Annotated in this window: 9 protein-coding genes and 1 pseudogene; 6 read left to right on the top strand and 4 right to left on the bottom strand. The window is 50.9% G+C overall.

The genetic code is table 11. From position 1 onward, the window contains the following. Positions 1-186: 186 nt before the first annotated feature. Complete coding sequence (gene dkgB / locus FDW97_RS05140; protein WP_087856510.1) at positions 187-990, top strand: 2,5-didehydrogluconate reductase DkgB; 804 nt, start codon at positions 187-189, stop codon at positions 988-990. Positions 991-1011: 21 nt separating this feature from the next. On the opposite strand, the gene yafC is transcribed toward dkgB, so the two are convergent. Then, complete coding sequence (yafC, locus tag FDW97_RS05135; protein WP_137350727.1) at positions 1012-1926, bottom strand: DNA-binding transcriptional regulator YafC; 915 nt, start codon at positions 1924-1926, stop codon at positions 1012-1014. A gap of 104 nt (positions 1927-2030) precedes the next feature. Here yafC and FDW97_RS05130 point away from each other — a divergent pair, with 104 nt between their 5' ends. The 3 genes from FDW97_RS05130 (at position 2031) to FDW97_RS05120 (ending at position 4987) form a co-directional block, all read left to right on the top strand. After that, complete coding sequence (locus tag FDW97_RS05130; RefSeq protein ID WP_137350726.1) at positions 2031-3206, top strand: MFS transporter; 1176 nt, start codon at positions 2031-2033, stop codon at positions 3204-3206. A gap of 131 nt (positions 3207-3337) precedes the next feature. Next, positions 3338-4138 (top strand): endonuclease/exonuclease/phosphatase family protein, encoded by an 801-nt coding sequence (locus tag FDW97_RS05125; protein ID WP_038637479.1) that lies wholly within the window; start codon positions 3338-3340, stop codon positions 4136-4138. 78 nt (positions 4139-4216) lie between these two features. Beyond that, the gene (locus FDW97_RS05120) at positions 4217-4987 is read left to right on the top strand and encodes a class I SAM-dependent methyltransferase (protein WP_137350725.1); all 771 of its coding nucleotides are present in this window, start codon (positions 4217-4219) and stop codon (positions 4985-4987) included. Positions 4988-5036: 49 nt separating this feature from the next. On the opposite strand, the gene mltD is transcribed toward FDW97_RS05120, so the two are convergent. Next, positions 5037-6395, bottom strand: coding sequence for a murein transglycosylase D (gene mltD, locus FDW97_RS05115; protein ID WP_042310500.1), 1359 nt, complete (start codon positions 6393-6395; stop codon positions 5037-5039). Positions 6396-6466: 71 nt separating this feature from the next. Further along, a complete protein-coding gene (gene gloB, locus FDW97_RS05110) occupies positions 6467-7222 on the bottom strand; it encodes a hydroxyacylglutathione hydrolase (protein WP_069323837.1) in 756 nt (251 codons plus the stop codon). A 33-nt stretch (positions 7223-7255) separates the two neighbouring features. On the opposite strand from gloB, the gene FDW97_RS05105 reads away from it, so the two are divergent. Next, entirely contained in the window at positions 7256-7978 is a 723-nt protein-coding gene (locus tag FDW97_RS05105) for a class I SAM-dependent methyltransferase (protein ID WP_038637488.1), read from the top strand. Here the strand turns inward: FDW97_RS05105 and rnhA are convergent. Then, positions 7975-8553: pseudogene (gene rnhA, locus FDW97_RS05100) on the bottom strand (ribonuclease HI). The gene FDW97_RS05105 and the pseudogene rnhA overlap by 4 nt on opposite strands. Here rnhA and dnaQ point away from each other — a divergent pair. Beyond that, the gene (gene dnaQ, locus FDW97_RS05095; RefSeq protein WP_038642996.1) at positions 8507-9235 is read left to right on the top strand and encodes a DNA polymerase III subunit epsilon; all 729 of its coding nucleotides are present in this window, start codon (positions 8507-8509) and stop codon (positions 9233-9235) included. The pseudogene rnhA and the gene dnaQ sit on opposite strands and share 47 nt — an antisense overlap. Positions 9236-9394 lie beyond the last annotated feature (159 nt).

Raw genomic sequence — 9394 nt, 5'->3', positions numbered from 1 at the left:
TCGAGTCCCGTCCGTTCCGCCACTTATTAAGAGCCCTGAGCTAACGCTCAGGGCTTTTTCTTTGCCTGCGATTTAATTATTGCTAAATTCGCAAAAATCCTCTGCATTTTTCATTCTTTTTCTATAAAGCGCTGAAGTTCATAATCCTCTCCGTAAACGAACATTGTGATTAAAAAGAGGAATTTCATGACTATCCCTGCATTCGGTTTAGGTACTTTTCGCCTGAAAGACGACGTGGTTATCGCTTCTGTTAAAACGGCGCTAGAGCTGGGCTACCGTGCTGTCGACACTGCGCAAATCTATGATAATGAAGCGGCTGTTGGCCAGGCGATTGCAGAGAGCGGCGTACCACGTAGCGAGCTGTATATCACCACCAAGATCTGGATTGAAAACCTTAGCAAAGACAAGCTGATCCCAAGCCTGAAAGAGAGCCTGAAAAAACTTCGTACGGATTATGTCGATCTGACGCTAATCCACTGGCCATCTCCGGGTGACGCCGTCTCTGTCGAAGAATTTATGCAGGCATTGCTTGAAGCTAAAGAACAAGGGCTGACTCGCGAAATTGGCATTTCAAACTTCACCATTCCGCTGATGGAAAAAGCCATTGCTACAGTGGGCGTGGAGAACATCGCCACTAACCAGATTGAACTGTCTCCGTATCTGCAGAGCCGTCGGGTGGTTGGCTGGGCGAAAGCGCACGGTATCCACATCACCTCTTACATGACGCTGGCTTATGGTAAAGCGCTGAAAGATGAGGTGATTGCGCGCATCGCCGCAAAACATAATGCGACTTCGGCACAGGTTATCCTGGCATGGGCAATGGGAGAAGGTTACTCAGTAATCCCTTCTTCCACCAAGCGTGAAAACCTGGCAAGTAACCTACTGGCACTGGAACTGCATCTGGATGCCGAAGATAGAGCAGCGATCGCGGCACTGGATTGCAACGATCGCCTGGTTAGCCCGGAAGGTCTGGCCCCTGAGTGGGATTAATTGCCTGACCCTTTGTACCCTTTAACCCTCTTTCACAGCTCCTTCGGGAGCTGTTTTTATATGTTCACTTAAGAAGTCGATAAATGCCCGGATACGTGTACTGACGGCACGATCGCTGTAGTAAACTGCGCTGAAAGGCATTTCTACCGGCAGACGCTTATCGACCAGCAGTTCCACCAGTTCTCCCTGCTCGATCTCTTTGTCAATCATATAATCTGAAAGACATGCAATGCCGTTACCGCTCAGGCAAAGCTGTTTTAACGTTTCCCCGCTGTTGGAAGAAATCCCACATTCGACCTCATGGAGCTGCCCATCGCTACAGGCTATTGGCCAGGTGTTGAGCGAGATGGGTTCAGAAAACCCCAGACACAGGTGCCGTTTTAACTCTTCAACGCTCTCTGGCATGCCAAAACGGGCAATATAGTCAGGTGAAGCGATAATCTTGCGGTAGCTGGTAAATAACGGACGTGCGCGCAGACTTGAATCAGTCAACGTGCCTGCGCGTATCGCAACATCCACTTTTCGTTCAATAAGATTGATGAACGTTTCTGAGGAGACAAGAGACAACGTCATCTCGGGATACCGCTCACGGAACGGTTTAATCAGCGGCATCAGGAAATGCAGCATTACCGGCGTTGCCGCATCGATACGCAGTAAGCCGCGTGGGGTATTACGTGATTCCATGATTTCCGTTTCTGCTGCAGCCATTTCTTGCAGTATCTGCTGCACACGCCTGAAGTATCGCTCACCTTCTTCAGTCAGGCTCAGCTGTCGGGTCGTACGATTAAGCAGACTGACGCCGAGCTTCATCTCCAGCTTTTTAACTGCCCGGCTGACAGCGGAATTGGCCTGTCCAAGCTGCTCTGCCGCCCGGCTGAAGCTGCCGCTTTCCACGACAGCGACAAAAATTGCAAGTTCTTCGGAGGTTGCTTTCATTTTTGCACCTGAAGCAAAATTAAATTGATATTTTGAATATTTTTGTCATTAAAACATCCAGGCATACTGCGTGTCATCTGATTACTGATGTTATGGAGTTATTTATGCCTCTCGCTTTATTTGCACTGACAATAAGTGCCTTCGCTATTGGCACGACTGAGTTTGTGATTGTCGGCCTGGTGCCGACCATTGCTCAACAACTGGCGATCTCGTTACCTTCCGCCGGAATGTTGGTTTCAATCTATGCGCTGGGCGTGGCTATTGGCGCGCCGCTGCTGACTGCTCTGACCGGACGCTTACCGCGTAAACAGTTACTGGTCGCGCTGATGGTCTTGTTTACGGCCGGGAATTTGCTGGCATGGCAGGCACCGGGCTATATGACATTAATCGTCGCCCGTCTGCTGACGGGGCTGGCGCACGGTGTGTTCTTCTCAATTGGCTCTACCATCGCGACAAGTCTGGTGCCGAAAGAGAAAGCGGCTTCCGCGATCGCCATTATGTTTGGCGGCTTAACGGTGGCGCTGGTTACGGGCGTGCCGCTGGGGACATTCATCGGTCAGCATTTTGGCTGGCGCGAAACTTTTCTTGCGGTATCAATGTTAGGCGTGATTGCGCTGATTAGTAGCCAACTGCTGATCCCGGCCAACATTCCCGGTCGGGCGGCCGCCAGCATTCGTGACCAGGTGAAAGTGCTGACCCATCCTCGTCTGTTGCTGATTTACGCCGTTACGGCGCTGGGCTATGGCGGTGTATTCACGGCATTCACCTTCCTGGCGCCGATGATGCAGGATCTGGCAGGATTCTCCCCGGCAGCAGTAAGCTGGATCTTGCTGGGCTATGGCGTATCTGTGGCTATCGGCAATATCTGGGGCGGCAAACTGGCAGATAAGCATGGTGCCGTTCCTGCGCTGAAATTTATATTCGCCGCACTGTTTGTTCTGCTGATGGTCTTCCAGGTGACCGCATCCACTCAGTACGCCGCACTGGCCACTATTCTGGTGATGGGGATCTTTGCCTTTGGCAACGTACCGGGTTTGCAGGTCTACGTTGTTCAGAAAGCCGAACAATTCACGCCTAATGCGGTAGATGTGGCATCGGGACTCAACATTGCAGCGTTTAACATTGGTATTGCATTGGGTTCAGTGATTGGCGGGCAAACGGTGGAGCATTACGGTTTGGCGCAGACGCCGTGGATTGGTGCCCTCATTGTTCTGGTGGCTTTCTTACTGATGGGCGTCAGCGGTCGCCTTGATAAACCTGTACGCATTGCTCTGGGGTAAATCATTGATGTAAGCGCCCACTTACAAAACAAACTGCAATTGTTCGTTGAAAGTGAGTGCTAAAATCCCTATAACAGAAGAACCAGTCCGGCTGCGGACTGGTTGACGTTACAGAGGTTTGAAAGTCTAAAGTGCGAAAAAACACCTATGCCATGCGTTATGTTGCCGGACAGCCCGTTGAGCGGATTTTACCGCCAGGGTCGTTTGCGCATATTGGCCAGGCATTACCCGCAGGTGCTCCGTTAAGCAGTGAAGATCGCATTCGCGTGCTGGTATGGAATATTTTTAAGCAGCAGCGTGCAGAATGGCAGTCGGTGCTGAAAAATTTTGGCAAAGATGCGCATCTGGTGTTATTGCAGGAAGCGCAAACCACGCCTGAACTGGTGCAGTTTGCGACCGCTAACTATCTCGCTGCCGACCAGGTACCCGCCTTTGTGCTGCCTCAGCACCCCTCTGGCGTCATGACGCTCTCTGCCGCCCATCCTGTTTACTGCTGTCCATTGCGCGAGCGTGAGCCTATTTTACGGCTGGCGAAATCGGCATTGGTGACGGTTTACCCATTGCCAGATACGCGTTTATTGATGGTGGTGAATATCCACGCGGTAAATTTCAGCCTCGGCGTTGATGTTTATAGTAAGCAGTTACTTCCTATTGGCGATCAGATTGCCCATCACAGCGGTCCGGTGATCATGGCGGGTGATTTTAATGCCTGGAGCCGTCGACGGATGAATGCGCTGTACCGCTTTGCGCGCGAAATGTCGCTGCGCCAGGTGCGCTTTACCGACGATCAACGCCGACGCGCGTTTGGTCGCCCTCTCGATTTTGTGTTCTATCGTGGTTTGAACGTGAGTGAAGCCTCTGTGCTGGTCACCCGCGCATCCGATCACAATCCGCTACTCGTTGAATTCAGTCCCGGCAAACCTGAACAATAACGGTGTGTCAGGTCTGCCGTAGGGCAGACCTGTAGTGGTGCTGCCCTTCTTATTAAACAACAACCGAAGGACAACACAATGACAACACGCTCCCATCATGACAACGTCGAAAAACAGTTTGGCTCTCAGGCTAATGCCTATTTGACCAGTGCGGTGCATGCCTCTGGCCGCGATTTGCAACGCCTGTCCGCAAGATTGTCAGCATTTCCGCAAGCCCGGTTACTGGATATGGGATGCGGAGCAGGGCATGCCAGTTTTGTAGCTGCGCAACACGTCAGGCAGGTCGTAGCTTATGATTTATCTTCACAAATGCTTGAAGTGGTGGCGGAGGCGGCAAAAGACAGGGGGCTGGAAAACCTCTCCACGCGCCAGGGTTATGCCGAAAGCCTGCCATTTGAAGATAACGCGTTTGATGTGGTGATTAGCCGCTATTCCGCGCATCACTGGCATGATGTCGGGCGCGCGCTGCGGGAGGTGAACCGCGTCCTGAAGCCCGGCGGCGTACTGATCGTGATGGATGTGATGTCGCCGGGTCACCCTGTACGTGATATCTGGTTACAAACCGTGGAAGCGTTGCGTGATACCTCGCACGTACGCAATTATTCCAGCGGGGAGTGGCTGTCTTTAATCAATGACGCGAATCTCATTGCTGACACCTTGTTAACTGACCGCTTGCCGCTGGAGTTCAGTTCGTGGGTTGCGCGGATGCGTACGCCTGCGGCGTTGACCGAAGCGATTCGTTTATACCAACAGAGTGCATCTGCTGACGTGAAGACCTACTTTGCATTACAGGAAGAGGGGTCGTTTACCAGCGACACGATAATGGTAGAGGCGCATAAAGCAGGATAAATAAAAAAGGCACTGGGGGGAAACCAGTGCCTTCATTTCTACAATATTATCAGGAGTCCGGCATACCGTTGTTTTTCACAAACAACGTTAGCTGATCGCCAGGCTGCAGGTTGTCCGTGTCGCTATTCCAGCGCATCACATCTTTGATGTTAACCCCGTGACGTTTGGCAATGCTCGACAGCGAGTCGCCCTTACGCACACGATAGGTGATGCTATCGCTGTTATTAGCCAGGCGCTGCGCGCTGGTTCCAGCGCCTACCGTCAGGCTTTGGCCTACTTTCAGGGAAGAACCACGCAGATTGTTCCACTGTTTCAGGTCTTTTGTGCTCACGCCAAGACGTGAAGCAACGCCAGAAAGCGTATCGCCAGAGCGAACTTTGTAGCTACGGCTGTTCAGCGGCGTGTTATCCGCGAGCAGCGTTGACTGCACGGCTGCAATTTCGCCTGAAGCCAGAGACTCACGCAGCTTTTCTGCATGCTTCTTTGGCACCATCACATATTGCGGACCGCTGGCACCCAACGTGGAGCCTTTCACGCCTGCATTGAAGGTCTTCAGCTTGCTGACGGATATACCCGCCATATCGGCAACCTGAGCCATCTCAACCGGGCTATTCAAGCGAACACGTGCCAATGCGCGGCTTTCGTCTGTTGTAGGCAGACGCACGCCATAGCGCTTGCTGTTTTTGAGAATATCGCTCAAAGCCAGCATTTTGGGCACATACAGCTTCGTTTCCTGAGGCAACGGTAACGACCAGAAGTCGGTGGATTTACCACGCGCTTTGTTCGTTTTGATCGCCTTCATCACGCGACCTTCACCGCTATTATAAGCAGCAATGGTCAGCAGCCAGTCGCCATCAAACATCTTGTTCAGACGCTGCATCATGTCGAGCGCGGCAGTGGTGGAAGCCACAATGTCGCGACGTGCATCATAATTGCGGGTCTGCTTTAAACCATAATTGCGCCCCGTGCTCGGAATGATCTGCCAAATACCTGCGGCATTGGCGCCAGACGTTGCGTGAGGATCAAAAGCGCTCTCCACTATGGGTAGTAATACCAGTTCCATTGGCATGTTACGTTTCTTAACCTGCCCGGCTATCCAGTACATATACGGCTCTGCCCGTAAAGTTACATCGTGGAGATAGCTCTTATTGCGTAAATACTTCTGTTTCTGTTCGCGAATCCGGCTGTTTTCCGGAATTCCCATCTTTAGCTCGTCACCAATGAAAGCCCACAAATCTTGATCAGCAGCGATAGATGTTCCATCGTCCATCCATCGCGCCTGACTTGTAAACTTTCCTGCTTCCCCTTGACCAGCTGCAGAAAGGCTCTGTGCGTGCTGTTGGACGTTACCAGTATTCTGGCACCCAACAAGCAGGACAGAGGCGAGTAATATCGCTTTTGCCTTCATGTGTGTGTCAATAGTTGCTTAAAAGACGACCGATCATAACGGCGAAGTTTTCAAAAGGCAACCCGGAATTGTCAGAACGTATCTTTCTTTGACCTTAACCAGGCAAAACGCTCTTCAGGTTGTTGCAATATTGTTTCTTTGTTTATTTCATTAATTAAATCAATATCTTCAGTTCGCAAAAAAATATTATTTCGCCGCTCATTTTTCAGAATTACGGGTAGTGTCATTTGTTTTTTTACGCGTAACTCATTAACTTTACGATAATATTCATTTATGAACGAATCGTGCGGGAGGATGCTTAAAGCAAACTTCATATTTGCTAATGTGTACTCATGCGCGCAACAAATCAAAGTATCATCAGGAAGTGCGCTGATCTTTTTAAGTGATTGATACATCTGTGTTGCAGTACCTTCGAAAAGCCGACCGCAACCACCAGAAAAGAGCGTGTCGCCACAAAACAGGTAAGGGTGACTAAAGTAACAGATATGTCCTAAAGTGTGACCCGGCGTAGCAATTACCTTAAATTCATGCCCCAATACGAGAGCAATATCGCCATCTTCGACTATGTGCGTCGTTCCCTTATCTTGCGTTTCAGCCGGTCCGTATACCACTATTTGTGGGAAGTGTTGCAGGAGTTCTTTCACGCCGCCAACGTGATCCTGATGATGGTGGGTCAGCAGAATGGCCTCTGGCACCCAGTTATGTTCTGCAATGGCTTGCAGAACTGGGGCGGCTTCTCCCGGGTCAACAATCAGACAATGTTGGTCATTATTTGACAGGACCCAGATGTAATTGTCCTGAAATGCAGGAATACTGTTAAGATTCATATCTTACCTCTCAATGCGAAACGGAAGGTTATGATGAAACCGGCAAGGATCCCTCAAACTGTCGTAGCGCCCGTGAGCTGGGATGATTTACCCTGGGGCGAATACTATCGTGAGGCGCTGGAGCATCAGCTTAACCCGTGGTTCGCAAAAATGTACGGTTTTCATCTGCTTAAAATTGGTAATTTAAGCGCAGAAATCGATTCTGAAGCGTGCGCGGTTTCTCATCAGGTAAATGTTTCTTTGCTGGGTTCTCCCATGCAGGTAACGGCCGATCCTTTACATCTGCCCTTTGCCGACAAATCGGTGGATGTCTGTTTGTTGGCCCATACGTTACCGTGGTGCGACGATCCGCATCGGTTACTGCGCGAAGCCGATCGTGTGCTAATTGATGACGGCTGGTTGATTCTGAGCGGGTTTAATCCGGTAAGCCTGATGGGACTGCGTAAACTGGTGCCGGTATTGCGCAAGACCCCGCCTTACAACAGCCGGATGTTTACCCTCATGCGTCAACTGGACTGGCTCTCTTTGCTAAATTTTGAAGTGCTGCACTACAGCCGCTTTCATGTTCTGCCCTGGAACAAGAAAGGCGGGAAAATGTTAAGCGCCCATATTCCTGCCCTGGGATGTTTGCAACTGGTGGTCGCACGTAAGCGAACCATCCCACTTACGCTCAACCCAATGAAACAAAATAAAAGCAAAACGCCTATCCGCCAGGCCGTTGGCGCTACCCGGCAATACCGCAAGCCGGACGCTTAAGACTCGGCCTGATACCCGATATCATCCTGAGTGGGACTCATTGCCGCGGCGCGCGCAAGCTCATCACAGCGTTCGTTTTCCGGATGGCCCGCATGGCCTTTAACCCATTCCCATTTGATTTGATGCGGACCCAGCGCGGCATCCAGACGTTTCCACAGATCGACGTTCTTTACCGGTTTTTTATCTGCCGTTTTCCAGCCGCGCTTCTTCCAGTTGTGGATCCATTGTGTAATGCCCTGGCGCACATACTGGCTGTCGGTGCTGAGTATCACTTCACACTGTTCTTTCAGGGCTTCCAGCGCAACGATTGCCGCCATCAACTCCATGCGATTATTGGTTGTGAGGTTGTACCCTTCACTAAAGGTTTTTTCGCGCCCGCGATAGCGTAAAATTGCCCCGTAACCACCTGGCCCTGGATTTCCCAGGCAAGAACCATCGGTGAAAATTTCTACCTGTTTAAGCATCTCTGGTAGACTTCCTGTTTTAGCAAATCGAAATCAAACGATAAGTCTGACATAAATGACCGTTATGAGCACTGGAATTACACGACAGGTAGTCCTTGATACCGAAACCACCGGTATGAACCAGATTGGCGCCCACTACGAAGGCCACAAGATCATTGAGATCGGTGCGGTCGAAGTGGTGAACCGCCGCCTGACCGGTAATAACTTCCACGTTTACCTGAAGCCGGATCGGCTGGTGGATCCGGAAGCGTTTGGCGTACACGGCATCGCAGACGAATTCCTGCTCGATAAGCCTACGTTTGCCGAGGTGGCCGATGAGTTTCTCGACTACATTCGCGGCGCGGAGCTGGTCATCCATAACGCATCGTTTGATATCGGCTTTATGGATTATGAGTTTTCTAAGCTCAATCGTGATATTCCGAAAACCAACGAATTTTGCAAAATAACCGATAGCCTGGCGCTGGCAAGGAAAATGTTTCCTGGCAAGCGAAACAGCCTTGATGCGTTATGCTCGCGCTATGAAATAGACAACAGTAAACGAACCCTGCACGGCGCATTGCTCGATGCCCAGATTCTGGCCGACGTTTATCTGATGATGACCGGTGGGCAGACCACGATGGCGTTCTCGATGGAAGGTGACAGCCAGCAGCAAAATGACACGGGGATCCAGCGCATTGTTCGGCAGTCCAGTAAACTACGCGTTGTTTTCGCCACTGATGAGGAGTTAGCGGCCCATGAATCGCGCCTTGACCTGGTGCAGAAGAAGGGTGGAAGTTGTCTCTGGCGGGCGTAAATGACCCAATTACAGTGCAGAAACGACCATTCGGGTGATTTTTGCAGCAAACGATTAAAAACGTGAGAAAAAGCGTTGACGAGGCGCGAGGCAATCCGTAATATTCGCTTCGTTCCCGAGCGGAACACAACGCGGAGTGGTAGTTCAGTTGGTTAGAAT

Source organism: Citrobacter sp. wls708, assembly GCF_005281255.1.
Lineage (GTDB): Bacteria > Pseudomonadota > Gammaproteobacteria > Enterobacterales > Enterobacteriaceae > Citrobacter > Citrobacter werkmanii.
This window is presented reverse-complemented; position numbering and strand designations above follow the sequence as displayed.